The organism is Caulobacter sp. P4_E5 (genome assembly GCF_056401555.1).
In genome coordinates this window covers 1-16,870 of the sequence record NZ_JBFUJD010000012.1, presented here as the reverse complement: position 1 = coordinate 16,870, position 16,870 = coordinate 1, and the positions used below count along the sequence as shown (strand labels likewise).

Sequence of the window (16,870 nt, the reverse complement as noted above, 5' to 3'; positions counted from 1 at the left end):
ACCTGCCGACGCCCCATCGGCCCGAAGGCCGTCATGCAGGGGGAGGTCCCGAAGGACGGTAGATTGATATCGATATCATTCACTTTGCGCAAGCCATCCGGAAAACCGATGGCCGTCCACGAATTTTTGTTGGTATCGTTATCAGCATGTTCTATGACCGAAATGTCCGGTCAGCCCGCCGAAGCAGCGGGCCCTCTCCGGACAAGGGAGGCGTCGGGCCATGAACTTGAAGAAGAAGAACTACGCGCTGCTCAGCGCCTTCCTGTTCCTGTACTTCTTCGCCCAGGCCATGAGCATCTCGCTGCTGGCCCTGTGGCTCAAGCGCACCCTGGGCCTGACCGGCGCCCAGACCGGCGTGGTGTTCGCCGCCAACTTTGTCTTCGCCATGGCCTCGCAGCCGATCTACGGCTTCGTCTCGGACAAGGTGGGACTGCGCAAGACGATCCTCTGGACCGTGGGTATCCTCGTCCTGCTCTCCGGCGCCTTCTTCGCCTTCGTCTACGGACCGCTGCTGAAGACCAACCTGCTGTTGGGCGCGGCGATCGGCGGGGCCTATCTAGGCGTGACCTTCATCGCCGGCAGCTACGCGATCGAGTCCTATGTCGACCGCGTGGGCCGCAAGTACGGCTTCGAATACAGTCGCGCGCGCCTGTGGGGCTCGCTGGGCTTCGCCTTCGCGGCGTTCTTCTCGGGCCGGCTGTTCAACATCGATCCGATGATCAACTTCGCCCTCGCCTCGGTCGCCGGCCTGCTGCTGCTGCCGCTGCTGGCCTTCGCCAGGATCGAGGTCACCGACGACGAGCTCCAGAGTTCGGACAGCCTCAAGGCGCTGGACGCCCTGGCCATCCTGAAGCTGCCCAAGTTCTGGGGGTTCATGGTGCTGATCCTGGGCGTGACCAATCTCTACCTGGTCTACGACCAGCAGTTCCCGGCCTACTACGCCTCGCAGTTCGCGGATCCCAAGCAGGGCGCGGCGATGTTCGGCTACCTGAACTCGGCGCAGATCTTCGTCGAGGCCGGGATGCTGTTCGTGGCCCCGTTCATCGTCAACCGCATCGGCGCCAAGCGGGGCCTGCTGCTGGCGGCGTCGATCATGATCGTCCGTATCGCCGGATCGGGTCTGGTCGCCGGGCCGTGGGCGATCTCGGCCATGAAGATGCTGCATGCGATCGAGCTGCCGATCCTGGCGGTGTCGATCTTCCGCTACATCGCCTTTCACTTCGAGACTCGCCTGGCCTCGACCCTCTATCTGGTGGGCGTCAGCTTCGGCCACTCGCTGGGCCTGGCCATCCTGTCGCCGATCGTCGGCAAGAGCTACGACCTGATCGGCTTCCCCCACACCTACCTGCTGATCGCCCTGGGTGCGGCCGCCTTCTGGCTGGCCTCGCTGTTCAGCCTGTCCCCCACGCCCCGGACCGTCGCCGAGGCCGAGCCGCTGCCGCCGCTGGCCCGGGCCGACCTTGGTCCGGACGTCGCCAAGGTCAATTGAGATGATCCATTCCACCCCCGTGGCCCCCGCCGCGCGCGAGCCGATCCAGCGCGCGCCCATCGCGCGAGCCGGCGAGATCCTCCGCCGCCCCCGCCCCGACCGCGCGCGTCTCGACGCGATCCTGGCGTCCGTGCTGGCGCGGATCGATCGGAACCTCGAGATTTTCACCGACGCCTTCCCCGCCCCCTCCAGCCAGGGCGGCGTCTACCCGGCGATCGACAACACCGAATGGACTAACGGCTTCTGGACCGGAATGCTGTGGCTGGCCTGGGAGGCCAGCGGCCAGGACCGCTATCGCGAGGCGGCCGAGCGCCAGGTGCTGAGCTTCCGCGACCGGATCGACAACGCCATCGCCGTCGACCACCACGACCTGGGCTTCCTCTATTCGCTGTCCTGCGTCTCCGCCTGGAAGCTCACCGGCGACACCATCGCCCGTGACGCCGCCCTGGCCGCGGCGCGGAAGCTGTTGGATCGCTACCTGCCGGTGGCGGGCGTGATCCAGGCCTGGGGCGACCTTTCCGACCCCAGCCAGGCCGGTCGGATGATCATCGACTGTAACCTGAACCTCCCCCTGCTCTATTGGGCCGGGAAGGAGACCGGCGAGCCCGCCTTCGCCGAGGCCGCCAACCGCCATATCGCTCAGGCGGCGCGTTACATCGTCAGGCCCGACGCCTCGACCTTCCACACCTTCTTCATGGACCCGCATTCGGGCGCGCCGTTGCGCGGGACCACCCACCAAGGCTTCAGCGACAGCTCGTGCTGGGCGCGAGGCCAGGCCTGGGGCGTGTCGGGCTTCCCGCTGGTCCACCGCCACCACGCCGACCCGGCGTTGATCGACGTAGCCGCGCGGTTGGCCAACTACTTCCTCAATCGTTTGCCGGAAGACCTGATCTGCTGCTGGGACCTGGTCTTCACCGACGACACCCAGCCGCGCGACAGTTCGGCCGCGGCCATCGCGGTGTGCGGCCTGCTGGAACTGACCCGCGCCCTGCCGCTGGACGATCCCGACCGCGAGACCTACGCGGCCGCCGCCCTGGCCATGGTCGATGTGCTGGGCGAGCGCTACCTGCTGCCCCTGGGACCGCCCGGGACCGGCGTCCTGGCCCATGCCGTCTACCACATGCCCAACGGCGTCGGCGTCGACGAGGCCTGCATCTGGGGCGACTACTTTTTCCTCGAGGCGCTGGTGCGCCTGACGCGCGTCTGGGAGCCCTACTGGTGATCCAGATCGGCGTGGATTTCGGCGGCACCAAGGTCGAGGCCGCCGCCCTGGACGCGACCGGCCAAGTGCTGGCCCGAGCGCGCGTTCCGAACCCCGGCGGCTACGACGCGGCCTTGACGGTCGTGCGCGATCTGGTGGCCAAGCTTGAGCAGCAGGTTGGCGAGCGCGGAACGTTGGGCGYCGGCGCGCCCGGCTCGATCTCGCCGGCCACCGGCGTCATGCGCAACGCCAACTCGCTGTACCTGAACGGCCGCCGCTTCCGCGAAGACCTGTCCGAGGCCCTGGGCCGTCCCGTGCGCCTGGCCAACGACGCCAACTGCCTGGCGCTGTCCGAGGCCGTCGATGGCGCCGCGGCCGGCGCCAAGGTCGCCTTCGCCATCATCCTGGGCACCGGTTGCGGTGGCGGCCTGACCATCGATGGCAAGCTGATCGAGGGCCCCAACGGCATCGCCGGCGAATGGGGGCATATGCCCCTGCCCTGGCCGACGGCCGAGGAGCAAGACGGCCCCCAATGCTGGTGCGGCCAGCGCGGATGCCTGGAGATGTGGATCTCCGGCACCGGCCTGCGTCACGACTTCCGCCGCGCTGCAGGCGAGGACCTGCCGGGCGAGGAGATCATCGCCCGCTTCCGCGCCGGCGAGGCCGAGGCCACCGCCGCCTTCGACCGCTATCTGGACCGGCTGGGCCGCGCCGTCGCCGTGCTGTGCAACATCGTCGATCCGGACGTGATCGTGCTGGGCGGCGGGCTGTCGAACGTGTCGGAGATCTACGCCCGCCTGCCGGCCCTGATCGCGCCGCGCGTCTTTGCCGACCCATGGCGGGCCAAGATCGCGCCCGCGGTCTGGGGCGACGCCTCGGGCGTGCGCGGCGCCGCGCGGCTGTGGTCGCTGGACGAGGTCCGGGCCCTGGCGGCGGTGACCGCCTAGACGCTCGGCGGCGGTCCCGACGAGCCGCGCTCGATCAGGGTGAACTTCATCAGGTGATGGTCGGGCGCGGGTTCGCCGCCGGCCTTCTCGACGCGGATCTGGTCGGCGATCATCGCGACCGCCGTCCGCCCCATGGCGGCGATCGGCTGGTGGATGGTGGTCAGCTCGGGCCAGACCGTGGTCGCCACGGCGGTGTCGTCGAAGCCGCAGACGGTGAGATCCTGGGGCACGGCGATCTGACGGCCATGGGCGACGGCCAGGGCCGCGGCGGCCATGTCGTCGTTGCTGGCGAAGATCGCGGTCGGCCGCGCCGGCCCGTCCAGCAACTGCTCGGCCGCCGCCAGGCCCGAGCGATAGGTGAACAGGCCCTCGGCGATCCATTCCTGCCGCAGCGTGATCCCCGCCTCGGCCATGCCCGCCGCGAAGCCCTCGAACCGCACCTCGGTGGGGGTGTGCAGCGGATCGCCCTTGATGAAGGCGATGTCGCGATGACCCAAGGCCACCAGTCGCCGGGTCATGGCCAGGGCGCCCTGGAAGTCGTCGATCCGCACGCACGAGACGTCGGGCATCGGCCGCGCCGTGGCCAGGGCCAGGACCGTCACGCCCGCCGCCCGCAGCCGGTTGATGGTCGGCCGCGAGTCGCAGAGCGGCGGTGGCAGGATCACCCCGTCCACGCCCGCCGCCAGCAGCCGCTTCACGGCCGCCTGCTGGCCGGCCAGGCCCTCGCAGCGCTCCAGCAGCAGGTGGCTGGCCAGTTTGGAGCTCTGCTCCAGCCCGCCGACCATGATCTCGCTGAGATACGAGGCGCTCGGGTTGCTGTAGAGGATGCCGATCCGCGCCGCCGTGGTCCGAGAGCGCGTCGCCCGCGCCGCGACATTGACCTGGTAGTTCAGGGCCCGCACCGACGCCTCGACCCGCTCGCGCATGGCCGGGCTGACATTGGCCGCGCCCCGGATCACCCGCGACACCGTCATCGAGCCGACCCCGGCGTGGCGCGCCACGTCGTGGATGGTGATCGGCCGTGATGGGTCGTCGGCCTTGGACGGCTCCCGGCGTTTTCGGGCCTTGCCTTCGCGCGTCTCGGTCAAGCGGCCTCGCGATTGGTGACGATAACAAACACAGTCCTTAGCAGGCGCCGGCGCGCGATCAAACGCGTCAGCGTCCGTGATCAGGGACCGACGAGAAACTCTTCGACGTCCGACCAGCCGATACGGGTCGAGGTGTTGGACGGCGTGCCGCTGGTCGCCTGGGCGAACAGGCCCATCTGGGCGCCGACCCAGCGGCCAGGCTTGCTGACGAACGGTTCGCCGACGGGCTTATAGGACACGCCGTCGAGGCTGTAGCTGAACGTCACCTTGGCGTGGGTCGAGCGCAGCATCGACGGCCAGTAGGGCGAAAAGCTCGGCGGCGGATCGGCCACGGTCACCGGCTCGGCCGACAGGCGCAGCCACACCGTGGCGGGCGCGGTCTCCAGCACCGTCGTGACCTGCTCCGGCTTGAAGGCGTCAGCGCCGGTCCGGTCCACGCGAACCAGGGACAACCCGTCCTTGCCGTTCCGCAGCCCGAGCCAGGCATAGTCCGCGCCGAACATCACCAGGCCCGTCCGCTCCCCCACCGCGCGCGGCGCGAAGGTCAGCTTGGCGGTCGCGGTGAAGCGCTCGGCCGGCAGCTTCTGGGTCAGCAGCGCCCCGACCTCCCAGAGGTTTTCCGAGCCCGAGATCGACTTCAGGCGCAGCTTGCCGGGCGCGGCCTTCAGGTCGGCCCAGTCGGCCTGCGCATTGGCGTTCCACTGCCAGGCCGGCGACAGCTTGCCGTCGAAGCGGTCGCTGTCCGGCGGGGCGGTGATCGCCGAGGCCATAGCGCTCTTGGGCTTACGGTGTGCGAGCACCGGCTCGCCGATGCCGTCGCCGTCCGGGTCGGCGCCGATCACCGGCCAGCCGTCCTTCCAGGCCATCGGCTGCAGCCAGACCCGACGGCCGTAGGAGTCGAAGTCCTGGAAGTGCAGGAACCAGTCCTCGCCGGTCGGAGTGCTCACCCAGGCGCCCTGGTGCGGGCCGTTGACCTCGGTCTTGCCCTGGTCGAGCACGTCGCGACCCTCATAGGGCCCGGCCAGCTTGCGCGCGCGGAACACGCCCTGCCAGCCGCCCTTCACGCTGCCGCTGGGGGCGAAGACATAGTACCAGCCGTCGCGCTTATAGAGCTTGGGGCCCTCGGTGGTCATCCACGGGAACGGCCCGCGCGAGGTCATGACCTTGGGCAGGATCTCGCCGTCGATAATCTTGATCCGCTCGCCCACCGTCTTGTCGCCGGCGGCATTCAGCTTCCGCAGGCTGATGATGTTGGCGATGCCCGCGCGGCTGCGCGCCCAGCCGTGGACCAGCCAGCCCTGGCCGTCATCGTCCCAAAAGGGCGCGGGATCGATCATGCCCTTGGCGTCGTCGACTAGCACCGGCTTGGTCCACGGCCCGGCCGGATCCTTGGCGGTGACCAGGAATACCCCGAAGTCCGGGTCCGGATAGTAGATCATGAACTTACCGCCGTGATGGCGGATGGCCGGCGCCCAGACCCCGCCGCCGCGGCGCGGCGTCATGTGATGGGCCACGGGCGGGATGTCGGTCAGCGCATGACCGATCAGCGTCCAGTTCACGAGGTCGGTCGAACGCAGGATCGGCAGGCCGGGCGTGTTCGTGAACGACGAGGCGGTCAAATAGTAGAACTGGCCGACCCGCACGACGTCCGGATCGGAATAGTCGCCGGCCAGCACCGGGTTGCGATAGGTCCCGTCGCCCTGGTCCGGCAGCCACGCTTTCTGCTCCGCCGCCAAGGTCGGCGAGGCGGCCAGCAGGGCCAAGGCGAGAAGGATCGATCGCTCGCTCATGCCTTGGCTCCCGGGGCGTCGAACAAGACCGCTTGGCCGCCGCTCGGCTTGAGGTCAAGGGTGAGGACGTCGCCGGGGTCGACCCGGAGCTCGGACAGCGACACCGGCGTCTGGTTGGCCTTGGCGCCGGCCGGGCCATCGGCGAACACCCGCGCCTGGCGCACGCCCTTGCCGAGGAAGCCGAGCGGGATCTTCAGCACGCGCGGCGTCTCGTTGGTCATCGCCCCGAGAAACCAGCGGTCGCCATGCCGGCGCGCTACCACCACGTACTCACCGATGCGGCCGGCCAGGGCCCGGGTCTCGTCCCAGACGGTGGGGCACGCGTCGAACCAGGCCAGCTCCGGCCACGGCTTGGCGGCGTATTTGGCCGGCGTGTCGTACCAGTAGAGGAAGGTCAGCGGATTGTAGTAGACGGCGGCCATCGCCAGCTGGTGGGCGTTGGTCGTCTGGTTGCGCTCGTGGGCGTAGCAGATGGTGTAGTCGATCGGCCCCGCCACGGCCCGCGTGAACGGCAGGGTGACGTTGTGGCGGGCGGTCGGGAACTGCTCGTTGCCGCGCACGCCCTCCAGCGCGACATAGTTCGGATAGGTCCGCTCCAGCCCTGCCGGGCGCAGATTGTCGTGCAGGTTCACCAGCAGGCCGTGCTCGCCACAGGCGCGGACCAGGTCGGTGATGAACCGGTTGTCCGACTGACGGCCCTCCCAGACGAAGCCGAACTTGATCCCCGCCACGCCCCAGGCCTTGTAGGTCGAAAGGATCGCGTCGCGCTGGCGCATGGCTGGCACGCGGTCGACATAGAGGATGACGCCCAGCCCCTTCTCGCGCGCCGCCGCGACGATGGCCGGCATGTCCAGGGCGGGAATGGCGCGGGTGGCGTCGCTGGGGTCGGTGCCGTCGCCGTACCAGTGGGCGTCGAACTCGATGTAGTCCAGCTTGTGCGCAGCGGCGAAGGCGATGACCTCCATCGTTCCGGCCATCGAGTACGGCTTGCGAACCCGCACAGCCCGGCCCGGCTTGACCCAGCGCACGTCGCCCAGCCGGTTGGGCGAGGCCAGGGTGGTGATCAGGTCGGCGTGCTCGATCAGGCCCGCCTCGGTCTCGGCGACCAGCAGCACCCGCCACGGGCTGGCCTGGCCAATCGCGAAGTCGAAGCTCTCCTCCGCTGGCGTGTCGCCTGGCCCAGACCAGCCGTCGGCGCGCCCGGGGAAGCGCATCAGGTGGACGTCCAGCTTGGCGCCGTCGGCCTTCAGCATGGCGCGCGGATAGTCCAGGCGATCGGACTCGGCGATCAGAACCGCCGCGCCTGGGACCATCGCCGTCACCGGCAGGTCGGCGAATGGTCCCTTGTCGGCGCTGGTGGTCAGGTTCGGATGGACGACCGGCGCTAGGCCCGCCGGCGCGGTGCGCTGGTACTCGCCCTCGTCGCGGCTGGCGTAGAGGACGGTTTCCGGCGGCAACACGAACCCGGTCGCCTCTCCCGCCAGCTTCACGGCGCCGCCGGCCGCGCCGCGCAGCACGCAGCGCACCGCGCAGCCGTGGTCGTAAGCGCGAGCGACCACCGCGAAGCGGACGCCCGTGCCGGGCTGCTCGAACTCGACGGTCAGTTCGGAACAGGTCTGGTCATAGCGGGCGCGGATCCCGTACGGCGGCGTCCAGGCGCCGCGCTCCCGCCGGTGCGTCACGCCCGTCAGGCGCGCGCCGGGTCCCAGTCGGCGRCCATCCGCCAGGACGAGGCCCAGTGGGCTGGGGGCAAGCACCGTCCGTCCCGCGCGCGTCACAGTCCAGGCGAGGCCGCCCGCGCCGACGCTCAATCGCAGCCGAAGACGGCCGTCCGGCGAAACGACCTCGAGCCCGTCGCCCTTGGCCGCCCAGACAGGACCCGCGAGCAGCGCCGCGCCGGCGCCCGCCAAAACCGCGCGTCGCGCCGGTCCGCCCACGTCTTTCGACCGTTCTTCTCCCGACACGCTCCACCCCAACTCTTTTTGCGTCACCGCTTATGATAACGATATCAAACCCGAGGACGCCGCCCTTGGCAAGCCGTCGTCGACACTGGACCAAGGTCGTAGCGCGTGCGCTTGGACATCGCCCCCGCGACTTCGGTAGAGTGTCCGCGAGCGCGGACTCCGGCAGAGAGTCGCGCCAGCGTATGAGGGCGAGTCTTGAGCGGACAGCGGCGGCAGGCGCCCACCATCCACGATGTGGCGCGCCACGCGGGGGTCTCGTCCATGACGGCCTCGCGGGTGGTCAACGACTATCCGCACGTCAGCGCCCCGGTTCGCGAGCGGGTCAATGCGGCGATCCAAACCCTCGGCTATCGCCCCAACACCCAGGCCCGCGCCACCCGCACCGGCATCGCCCAGATCGGCCTGCTCTATTCGAACCCGAACTCGTCCAATCTCAGCAACTTCCTGATGGGGGCGTTCAAGGAGGCCAGCGCCAGCGGCAACCAGTTGCTGATCGAGCCGACTCCGGCCCATCCGACGCCGCTGGCCGCGGTTCGCAAGCTGGTCGAGGCCGGCGTCCGCGCCATCGTCCTGCCGCCGCCGCTGTGCGACGACCCCGAGGTGTTCGCCTATCTGGAACGGGAGCGCGTGCCCTCGGTCAGCTTCGCCACCGCCACGCCGCGTCCCGAGAAGGCCGCGGTCTTCGTCGACGACTACGCCGGCGCGCGGATGATGACCCAACACCTGATCGATCTCGGCCATGTCGACATCGCCTTCATCCGAGGCGATCCGAAACACTCCACCGCCCGCCGGCGCGAGGAAGGCTTCCGCGAGACCATGGCCGCCGCCGGCCTGGCCGTTCCCGACACCCGAGTCGCCGACGGTGACTTCACCTATCGTTCGGGACTGGACGCCGCCCGCCAGCTGCTGGCGACGGGCAAGCGTCCGACGGCGATCTTCGCGGCCAATGACGACATGGCCGCCGCCGTCAGCGCCGTGGCCCATGGCCTGGGCCTGGACGTGCCCAGCGAACTCAGCATCGGCGGCTTCGACGACACGCCGGTGGCCTCGACCGTCTGGCCCGAACTGACCACCATCCGCCAGCCGATCGCCGAGATGGCGGCGACCGCCGTGTCCATGGCCGCCGCCCTCATCCGCCAGGACGGCGAGGACGAACGCCGCCACGTCAATGCCGGGCTGACCTTGGTTCCGCGCGCCTCCACGGCCGCGCCGGGCGCCGCGCGTTCCTAGAAGCTCAGCGCCCGGGCCACGACCGCGTCGAACTTGTCCACCGGACAGTCGAAGGCCGGCGTCGCCGTGCTGCATCCGGGGATGAACACTGGCGCGCTCGACGGCGGCGCGGCCAGGCTCAGCGGCGCGGCCGCGCGCAATTGGCTCAGGCTCTGGCCGGTGAAGCGAGTCCGGATCACCCGGACGCCATCGGCGCGACGCCAACGCTCGAACACCAGGGCCGCGCCGGGCTGGATCTGATTGGGCTGGTAGCCCGGCAGCGTCCATTCCAGGCGCAGCAGGCCGCCCAGCAGGGCCAGAGTACCGTCGTGGCCGGCGATCACCACCACCCGCGCGTCGGCCGGGCCGATCATCGACGGCGAAGCGCCGGGCTTCAGGGTGGCCAGCAGGCGTCCCGCGATCTGGCTGGATAGGGCCTTGGCGATGTAGGGCGTCCGCAGGCGCAGGTCGAACTCGGCCTGGTGCAGGAAGAAGGTTTGGGTCAGCGTCTGCTCGTCGACGCCCTTCCAACCCAGGCTGGCGAAGTCGCGGCCGTCGGCCCAAGCCATCAGCAGGCTCTCGGTGACGCCCGAGGCGAAGGCCTCGGGGCCGGACAGGCTGGCCAGCTCCTCGCCCTCGGCGAAGCCGGGCTTGGCGTCCAGGATCCGGCGTTTGCCTTGGGTCGGCGGACAAGGCCCTTGGGCGCACTGCATCAGGAAGGCGTCGAGCTGCTCGGCCTCCTGGCGGTGGCTGGCGCTCCAGGCGGAGAGGTCGCCGCCGACCCGGCCCGCCACGGCGGCGCGGGCCAGGGCTGGATCGGGCGTGGCGACGCCGGCCTTGACCGGCTCGAACATCGGATCGAACCGCCCCTCGCCCGCCGTGTTCACGGTGATCGCGCAGCCGGGCGAGAGGGCCCGAGCATAGGCGCCGGCGGTGGCGATGGTGCGCTGGGTGACGTTGGCCCAGTAATAGACCGCGCCGCAATCGCCGGACTTCAGCAGCCCCTCGGCGGCGTAGAGCTGGCGATAATAGCCGCCCATCAGTTCGACCAGCTGGCCGCCGCGCGCGGTCAGGTGGCCGGGCGGCACGTCGAAGCGGGGCCACGGGCGGGCCGAGGCCTCCTCCAGCCGCTCCGGCGTCGACATCGCGGCCCGGACGCCGTGGCGGCTGAGGATGACGACTTTCTCGAGCCGGTCAGCCGCGGGACCCGCTTGAGCCGACGTCGCCGACAGTAGGGCGACCGCGACGGCGGCGATACGAACAGGCAGGCGCATGGCGGTTCCTACAGCTTCACGACGATGCCGCGCCGATCCATGACATAGCCGAGCAGCCAGCACACCAGCATGTAGGCGATCGCGCACAGCAGCGAGCCTAGCGCCCCCGGCGTCAGCGCCTGGAATACATGGATCCCGACCCACGCGTAGAGCCCAACGCCCGGCTCGACCTCGATCATGCCCAGCACCGTCACGAACAGCTCGGAGAACAGGTAGATCACCAGCGGATTGAGGCCGAACACCTGGAAGAAGCGCGTCGCCGGATTGGGCGACTTGCCCTCCAGCAGCGCGGTCAGGCCGGCCAGCACCACCAGGTCCAGGCCCACGGTCAGCAGGACGAAGCTGCTGGTCCACAGCTTCTTGGCGATCGGGAAGGCCAGGCCCCAGGCCAGCGCGGCGACGATCAGGACGAGGCCGGCCAGGGCCATGCGCAGGGTGGCGCGACGGGCGTCGGTCGCTTCCTTCAGGAAGCGCGCGGCCAGGTAACCGGCCAGCACATTGACCGTCGACGGCAGGGTTCCCAGCAAGCCTTCGGGGTCGAACCCGCCGTCCTTGCGATAGAGGTGGTTCTGGCCGATGAGCCACAGGTCTAGATGGGTGCCAGCGTTGCCGAGCTTGGACAGCGGGGCGGCCGGGTCGCCAAAGGCCATCAGGATCGCCCAGTAGCCCAGCAGCAGCGCGATCGACAACACGACGATCAAGCGCGGCGACAGCCAACGCACGGCGAAGGCGGCCAGCATGTAGCAGAGGGCGATCCGCTGCAGGACGCCCATCACCCGCGTGTTGGAAAACGGGCTCAGCGCCCAGTGCCCGTCGACCTTATGGACGAACGGGAACCAGTACATCAGGAAGCCCAGCAGGAAGATCAGGGCCGTGCGCCGCAGCACCTTGGCCACGAACTCGCCCGTCGGGATCGGCCGCGAGAAGGCGAAAGCCATCGAACAGCCCACGGCGAACAGGAACGACGGGAACACCGCGTCGGCCGCCGTGAACCCGAACCACGGGGCATGGACCAGCTGTGTATAGGCCTTCGCGCCGGGACCATTGGTGTTGACGACGATCATCAGGCAGACCGTCAGGCCCCGGAAGACGTCCAGGGACAGGAAACGCGTGGCGGGCTTGGTCATGCGGCTTTCCCTCGGGCCTGGTCCAGGCGAGCGATCAGGGCCTTCACCTCGCCGACCGGATCGGCCGGCCGCTCGCGGCGATAGGTGACGTCGGCGGCGACCCAGGCGCGCTCCCAGGCGATGCCGTCGCGGGTGACGGCGGCCTCGTCGAACGGTCCGGTCCTCGCCGCCTTCAGGGCGTCGAGGAACCGCGACCAGCGCGGCAGGTAGAAGTCGCGATAGAGGCCCTGCCAGGCCTTGGAGGCGTAGTCGTTGAGGTTGCCCTCCCCGCCCCAGATCGTGACCTGGGCCTTGGCGTTGGCGACATAGGCCGCCGCGTCCGCCGGGGTGTCGCCATAGGCGCGGGCGTCGTCGATCCAGGTGGCCAAGGTCTCGGGCTGGACGCCGAGCAGGGCGTCGATGGCGCGGGCCAGGGCCTCGACCTCGCCGCGCGCCCGGTCGCCGGCGGCGACATCGCCCTGGCGATAGGCGGTGACGGCGGCCTGCAGCTGGCCGTCGATCTCCAGGCTGGCCAGGTGCCGGACCGCGTCGACCAGGTCCAGCACGAACAGCGGCTGGTCGGCGAAGGCGCCGACCTGGGCCGCCAGGGCGCGGACGGCGGCGTCCAGCTGGGCGCGGTCGCCGGGATGGGGCGGAAACTCGCCGATCGTCGCGGTCGGGCGCTTGAAGAAGAGATAGGCGCCGGCCTTGCTCTTCCACCAGCGCGGCGACCAGTAGCGGGTCGAATAGGCGGCCTGGACCAGCTGGCCCAGCGCCGCGTCCAGGGCGGGCGTGGTCCGGCCGTAGCGCGAGCGGGCGTAGGTCGACAGCCACACGGCCAACGACTCGTGGCCCGCGCCCCAGGCCTGGTCATAGGCGGCCTCGTAGACGATCGAATTGCTGTGCAGCCCCTCAGGGAACATGCCGAAGCCCGCCAGCTTGCCGGTGTCGGGGTTGGCCGCGATGGCCGCGAGGTCTCGGCGGTAGTAGTCGAGGTCCCCATAGACCGGGTTGCTGGCCCCGTAATTGTGCACGTAGCCATAGATCCACGGCTTGCCACCGAAGGCCTTGGCGTTCTTCCAGACCGCCGGATAGCGGTCGTTGCCGATGTCTAGGACCATCAGCTTGTCGTCGGGAACCAGGCTCAGATAGGCCGAGATGGCCGGCGGGTCCCAGAAGTGGCTGTCGGCGCCGAACAGCCAGCCTTGCATCACCCAAACGGCGTCCGGTTGGCCTTGACGGATCGAGTCGTAGAGCGCCTTGCCATAGGCGGCCAGGCGCTTGGCTTTCAGGGCCGGGTCGATCTCGACCTTGGTCTTGGTCGCGACGGTGTTGGCGGTTCCGTCGCCATAGGCCGCGTCGCGGGCGTCGGCGCCGTCGGCGTTGATCGGCGGCAGCATCTCGTTGAACGAGTCGGCCAGGTAGTAGGTCCCCGCCCCGTAGGTCTGCGCGTACAGCGCCAGGAAACGGCCGGCGATCTTGGCGAACAGCGGGTCGGCCGGGTCCAGCCAATAGGTCTCGTGGAAGCCCTCCCACGGCCGCATCCGGTAGATGCGGGCCTTGGGGTTCTTCTGGGCGAAGGCCTTGGGCACGTAGCCGCCGAAGGCCGGCAGGATCGGGCTCATGCCCAGCGACCGCATCCGGCTCAGGATCTTGACCTGCAGATCCTTCTTCTTGTCGATCCAAGCGGTCGGCAGCGGGGCGCGATAGCCTTCGATATTGCCCATGCGCTGCCAGGGCGTGAAGGCGGGCCCGGAGAAATAGTCGGCCAGCTCGCTCTCGGTCAGGCCGAACTCACGCCACAGCGCCCGCCAGACATATTCCTGACCTTCCATGGCCAGGGGCATGTCGACGCCGTGCGCCGCCATCCAGTCGATCTCGCGGCTCCAGCGCCCCCAGCCCCACCAGGGGGTCGTGTAGCCGTAGGTGCAGGTGTTGAGGTAAGCGCGATGCTTGAACGGGCTCTCGACCCGGCCGCCGGCCGAGGCGGGCAAGGCGCCGCCCTGGGTGACCCGATCCCCCTCCCAGCTGACATGGGCCAGGCCCGCCTGGCGCAGATAGGCGTAGGCGCCGCGAACCAGGGCCACGGGGCTGTCGCCGGCGATCGAGAGCTTTCCGCCCTCACCGCTGACGGAATACCAGGCCCGCCCATCGCTGGGCGCGAGGCGCAGGGACACGCTCGCCAGGCGCTTGCCGAACAGACGCGTGAGGCTGGCCTTGGCGGCGGCGGTCGTCCCGACCGGGCTCGCGGCCAAGGCGGGCCTGGCCACCGCGGCGGCGGCCAGCGCGGTGGTCAACGCCTGACGTCGATTTAGAAAAGCGGCCATGCATACCAGCGCCCCGGTAGAGACCATTTCAATACCTCTTCGCGCCACCTTGGACGGCGAGAGTACATTGAAGGCGCTTCCGACCGGGCCAACGCCCCTCACCAACCCCGGAGCCACATTGCCCCATATCCTTAGACAACGCGGTTGCGGGGCTTCACAAGCCGGAATTTTCCGGCAGGTGGAATTTTGGTTTCAATTCCCACGAAAAGGCAACAACGCGATCGCCGCGCTGACAGTGGATGCGACCAATTTAATACCTTTCAGTCGCCCCAACGCTAGGCTGCGGGAGACGGCCGTCCATCGAACGGCCGCCTCCTCGTGCGCGATCTACTGCGGCGTGGTCGCCTGGGCCGGCGAGGCCTTGTCTGGTGTCGTGCCTTCGCCGTCGAAAGGCTCGAGCCGGAAGGCCACGCGGGTCGGCTCCAGCTTGGTGCGGTATTGCATGTGCGGCTGGCCGACATGGTTCCAGGCCGTGTCGCCGCCGACGCCCCATTGCGCCCCGTCGACCAGCAACGAGACCTCGCCGTGCGGCGTGATGTCGGTGCTCTTCCAGGTTCCTTCCGGACGGCGGTAGAGGTCCGTGTACGGGAAGGCCAGGACGTTCATCATCAGCGGGCTGGCGCCTCGGACCCGCAGGCCCTTGCCCTCGCCTGAGACCTCCATCCAGCGGACGTCGACCTTGTTGCCGGTGTCCTGGGGCCGCATGTAGTCGTGGTTCTGCTCGGCGATCGCCCCGCGCCACAGGCCGATGGGCGCGCTGGTCTTGCGGTCGACGTAGCTCTCGTGCGGACCGCGGCCGTACCACTCGACCGTCTTGAGGCTGGTCGGCATGGAGAACCACAGCCCCACGCGCACGGGCGGCGGCAGATCGCTCTTCAGCGGCGTCAGCAGGCCGGCCACGTCGACGGTCCCGTCGCCGTTCATCGTATAGGTGGTGACGAAGCGCGCCGCGCCCGCCCCCAGCTCATGGTCGACGACGACCTCGGCCCCGCCGCCCGGCAGGCGGCGGCTGGTGATCGCGCGGACCTGCCGCTCCTTGGTCATCACCTTCCACGGCGTCTGCTGCGAGACGGTGCCGGTCAGGGTGTCGTTGTCGATCTCGGCCCGGAAGAAGTTGGGCTGGCCGCCGGTCAGCAGGGCCGCGCCGGCCTTGCCATAGCCGGAGACCAGGCCCGTCTTGCGATCCAGGGTCAGGCTGGTTCCGCCCGCCGACAGGGTGACGGCGTCGGCGGCGTCCTTCAGCTCGACGGCGCCCTTGACGGCTTGAGCGGTCGCGATCGCCGGCTGGCTCAGGGCGAACTGCTCCCAGCCGACCACATAGCCTTCGGGCGTCAGCGACACCGAGCCCGCCTTGGCCTTGGCGCGGATCGTCACGAAGTACTCCGCCCCCGCCTTGCGCTCGATCTTGGGCAGCGGAAGGGTGACGGTCTGGGTCGCCCGCGCCTTGGTCGCCAGCGCCGGCAGATCGCCCGACGCGATGGTGACGCCGTTCTCCAGCAGCGCCCACTCGAACGCGAAGCCGGACAGGTCGCGGAAGTCGTGGCGGTTGCGCACCGTCACCGCGCCGGTCGCCGGATCGAAGGCCTCAAACTGGATCGGCGAGAGGACCTTCTGGACCTCGTAGATGTGCGGGTTAGGGGTGCGATCCGGTTGGATCAGGCCGTCGCCGAACTCGACGTCGCCGCCGGGGTTGGGGCCATACTCGCCGCCATCGCCCCAATAGCGGCGGCCGTCCTTGGCATAGCGGTACATCGACTGGTCGACCCAGTCCCAGATGAAGCCGCCCTGCAGCTTGTCGTACTTGTAGATGGTGTCCCAGTACTCCTTGAAGTTCCCGCCGGAGTTACCCTGCATGTGGGAATATTCGCACTGGATCATCGGCTGGGTGCGGGTCGGATCCAGCGCCCAGTCGACCATCTTCTCGACATCGTCGTACATCGGCGCATAGACGTCGACATAGGCGTTGGGGGCATGCTCCCAGTCCAGGGTGCCCCAGCCGAGATACGAGATCAGGCGCGACGGATCGCGCTTGCGGGCCTCGGCGGCCGCCTTCTCGAAATTGGGCCCGATGCCGGCCTCGTTGCCGAGCGACCAGAAGATCACCGAGGGGTGGTTCTTGTCGCGCTCGACCATGTTGAGCACGCGACTGACGTGAGCGCCTTCCCAGGCCGGGTCGAAGCCGATCTGCAGCTTGGGCCGCAGCTCCGGGTGCTTGTTCGCGTAATCCATATACGCGTGGCTCTCGATGTCGGCCTCGTCCATGACATAGAGGCCGTACTCGTCGGCCAGGGCGTACCAGAGCTCGGCGTTGGGATAGTGCGAGGTGCGCACGGCGTTGATGTTGTTGCGCTTCATCAGCTCGATGTCGCGGCGCATCGAGGCTTCGGAGATGACGTGGAAGGTCTCCGGGTCGTGCTCGTGGCGATTGACGCCGCGGATGACGATCGGCTTGCCGTTGACCGCCACGCGGCCGTC

The 16,870-nt window shown here is 69.3% G+C and carries 11 protein-coding genes; 4 read left to right on the top strand and 7 right to left on the bottom strand.

The window, feature by feature from the left end:
• The first annotated feature begins 220 nt into the window (after nucleotides 1-220).
• From AC1DSO_RS05865 to AC1DSO_RS05855, 3 genes are read left to right on the top strand one after another with little or no spacing between them, the layout of a single operon-like run.
• Nucleotides 221-1,489 (top strand): oligosaccharide MFS transporter, encoded by a 1,269-nt coding sequence (locus AC1DSO_RS05865; RefSeq protein WP_477067957.1) that lies wholly within the window; start codon nucleotides 221-223, stop codon nucleotides 1,487-1,489.
• 1 nt (nucleotide 1,490) lies between these two features.
• Complete coding sequence (locus tag AC1DSO_RS05860) at nucleotides 1,491-2,711, top strand: glycoside hydrolase family 88 protein (RefSeq protein ID WP_477067956.1); 1,221 nt, start codon at nucleotides 1,491-1,493, stop codon at nucleotides 2,709-2,711.
• Nucleotides 2,708-3,637 carry an ROK family protein gene (locus AC1DSO_RS05855; RefSeq protein ID WP_477067955.1) on the top strand — a complete coding sequence of 310 codons (930 nt, stop codon included), beginning with the start codon at nucleotides 2,708-2,710 and terminating at the stop codon, nucleotides 3,635-3,637. Before AC1DSO_RS05860 ends, AC1DSO_RS05855 begins: the two co-directional genes overlap by 4 nt.
• On the opposite strand, the gene AC1DSO_RS05850 is transcribed toward AC1DSO_RS05855, so the two are convergent.
• The 3 genes from AC1DSO_RS05850 to AC1DSO_RS05840 form a co-directional block, all read right to left on the bottom strand.
• Nucleotides 3,634-4,725: a LacI family DNA-binding transcriptional regulator gene (locus AC1DSO_RS05850; protein ID WP_477067954.1), complete on the bottom strand. Its 1,092-nt coding sequence runs from the start codon at nucleotides 4,723-4,725 to the stop codon at nucleotides 3,634-3,636. The two genes, AC1DSO_RS05855 and AC1DSO_RS05850, sit on opposite strands and share 4 nt — an antisense overlap.
• An 80-nt stretch (nucleotides 4,726-4,805) precedes the next feature.
• Nucleotides 4,806-6,515 carry a glycoside hydrolase family 43 protein gene (locus AC1DSO_RS05845; protein WP_477067953.1) on the bottom strand — a complete coding sequence of 570 codons (1,710 nt, stop codon included), beginning with the start codon at nucleotides 6,513-6,515 and terminating at the stop codon, nucleotides 4,806-4,808.
• Entirely contained in the window at nucleotides 6,512-8,452 is a 1,941-nt protein-coding gene (locus tag AC1DSO_RS05840) for a glycoside hydrolase family 97 protein (protein ID WP_477067952.1), read from the bottom strand. Before AC1DSO_RS05840 ends, AC1DSO_RS05845 begins: the two co-directional genes overlap by 4 nt.
• 222 nt (nucleotides 8,453-8,674) lie before the next feature.
• Here AC1DSO_RS05840 and AC1DSO_RS05835 point away from each other — a divergent pair, with 222 nt between their 5' ends.
• On the top strand, nucleotides 8,675-9,709 hold the full coding sequence (locus AC1DSO_RS05835) for a LacI family DNA-binding transcriptional regulator (RefSeq protein ID WP_477067951.1): 1,035 nt from the start codon (nucleotides 8,675-8,677) through the stop codon (nucleotides 9,707-9,709).
• Here the strand turns inward: AC1DSO_RS05835 and AC1DSO_RS05830 are convergent.
• From AC1DSO_RS05830 to AC1DSO_RS05815, 4 genes are all read right to left on the bottom strand, one after another.
• Nucleotides 9,706-10,962 carry a histidine-type phosphatase gene (locus AC1DSO_RS05830; protein WP_477067950.1) on the bottom strand — a complete coding sequence of 419 codons (1,257 nt, stop codon included), beginning with the start codon at nucleotides 10,960-10,962 and terminating at the stop codon, nucleotides 9,706-9,708. The two genes, AC1DSO_RS05835 and AC1DSO_RS05830, sit on opposite strands and share 4 nt — an antisense overlap.
• 8 nt (nucleotides 10,963-10,970) lie before the next feature.
• Nucleotides 10,971-12,089 carry an acyltransferase family protein gene (locus AC1DSO_RS05825; RefSeq protein WP_477067949.1) on the bottom strand — a complete coding sequence of 373 codons (1,119 nt, stop codon included), beginning with the start codon at nucleotides 12,087-12,089 and terminating at the stop codon, nucleotides 10,971-10,973.
• Complete coding sequence (locus AC1DSO_RS05820) at nucleotides 12,086-14,395, bottom strand: alpha-N-acetylglucosaminidase (protein ID WP_477067948.1); 2,310 nt, start codon at nucleotides 14,393-14,395, stop codon at nucleotides 12,086-12,088. The genes AC1DSO_RS05825 and AC1DSO_RS05820 overlap by 4 nt, the downstream gene beginning before the upstream one ends.
• Before the next feature lie 327 nt (nucleotides 14,396-14,722).
• The coding region (locus AC1DSO_RS05815) for a glycoside hydrolase family 2 TIM barrel-domain containing protein (protein WP_477067947.1) at nucleotides 14,723-16,870 on the bottom strand (2,148 nt) is incomplete at its 5' end.